Consider the following 1,338-nt stretch of genomic DNA (forward strand, 5'->3'; position numbering starts at 1 on the left):
TAACACCATCATCAAAGACCATACCGTCTTCTTTACACATCACCCCGTAGCGACATTTACCAACACCTAATTTGCTCCATGGGTTGGTATAAACACGGTTTAAAAATTCTCGTGCATCTTTACCTTGGATATCAATTTTACCTAAGGTGGACGCATCTAAAATACCGACACTGTTACGCGTTGCTAAACACTCACGCTCCAGTGATTGCTGCATGGTTTCACCCGGCTGAGGGAAATACCATGGGCGTTTCCATTGACCCACATCTTCAAACTCAGCGCCATTCTCTATATGCCATTTATGCATCGCGCTAAAACGTGCTGGGTCAAACAAGTGCTTCACATCAGCTCCCGCTAAGGCGCCAAACGTGGTGGGTGTATACATAGGGCGGAAGATGGTTGTGCCCGTTTCAGGAATGGTTTTACCTAACGATTTAGCGGTGATCGCCATGCCGTTGATATTACCTAACTTACCCTGATCGGTACCAAAACCTAACGCGGTGTAGCGTTTGACATGCTCAATAGATTCGAAACCTTCACGGTTTGCCAATTCAATACCTGCAGCCGTGACATCATTTTGATAATCGACAAACTGTTTTGGCGCGCGACTGGTTTTTTTACTGTGCGGTATGTGAAACAGCGCCATAGACGCATCTTCTTTTGGATCGCTTGTTTTGGGCGATTGACCCGCATAACGTCCTTCCCCTTTGCCCGCCGCTTGTGCTGCAACAGCGCCGGTGTTGAAACCATCACTGATGACTTTTGACAAGGCATAAATACCTTCAAGCCCACCGCAACTGTGTTGCTTTTGTACCGTATCACCCGGGACAAAGCCCGCAATGTCGTCGTTCCACACTGGACGAGAGCCCGTATGGGATGACAAATGAATGACAGGGCTCCAACCACCTGAGCTGGCAACCGTATCACAGACAAAATGCTTCGCTGGGCCAGTAACACTGTGATTACTCGCATTGATTGGCGCAACATCCACCCCTTTGACGCGTTTGCTGCCTTTAACTTCAATAACGCCATGGCCAAAGAGTATATCGATGCCCAGTTTTCTGACCTTATTGACCAAGTCGCCATTTGACGCGCTTCGCGTATCAACAATAGCGACAACCTTGCGGCCCGCTTGATGCCAATCAATCGCTGTTTTGTAGGCATTATCATTGGTGGTCATTAAGACCAACTGATTACCTGGCACCACATCATAGCGATTAATGTAGGTAGAAATAGCATTGGCTAACATACAACCAGGCACGTCATTGTTACCATACACAAGCGGACGCTCATGGGCACCGGTGGCCAAAATAACCTGCTTTGCTCTGACTTTGTGCACGC

At 48.0% G+C, this 1,338-nt stretch carries 1 protein-coding gene; it reads right to left on the reverse strand.

Translation table 11 applies throughout. From position 1 onward, the window contains the following. The coding region (locus ESZ36_RS22390; RefSeq protein ID WP_484038970.1) for an aminomethyltransferase family protein at nt 1-1,338 on the reverse strand (1,338 nt) is incomplete at both ends.

The sequence above is a fragment of the Colwellia demingiae genome (assembly GCF_007954275.1).
In the GTDB taxonomy this organism is placed as follows: domain Bacteria; phylum Pseudomonadota; class Gammaproteobacteria; order Enterobacterales; family Alteromonadaceae; genus Colwellia; species Colwellia demingiae.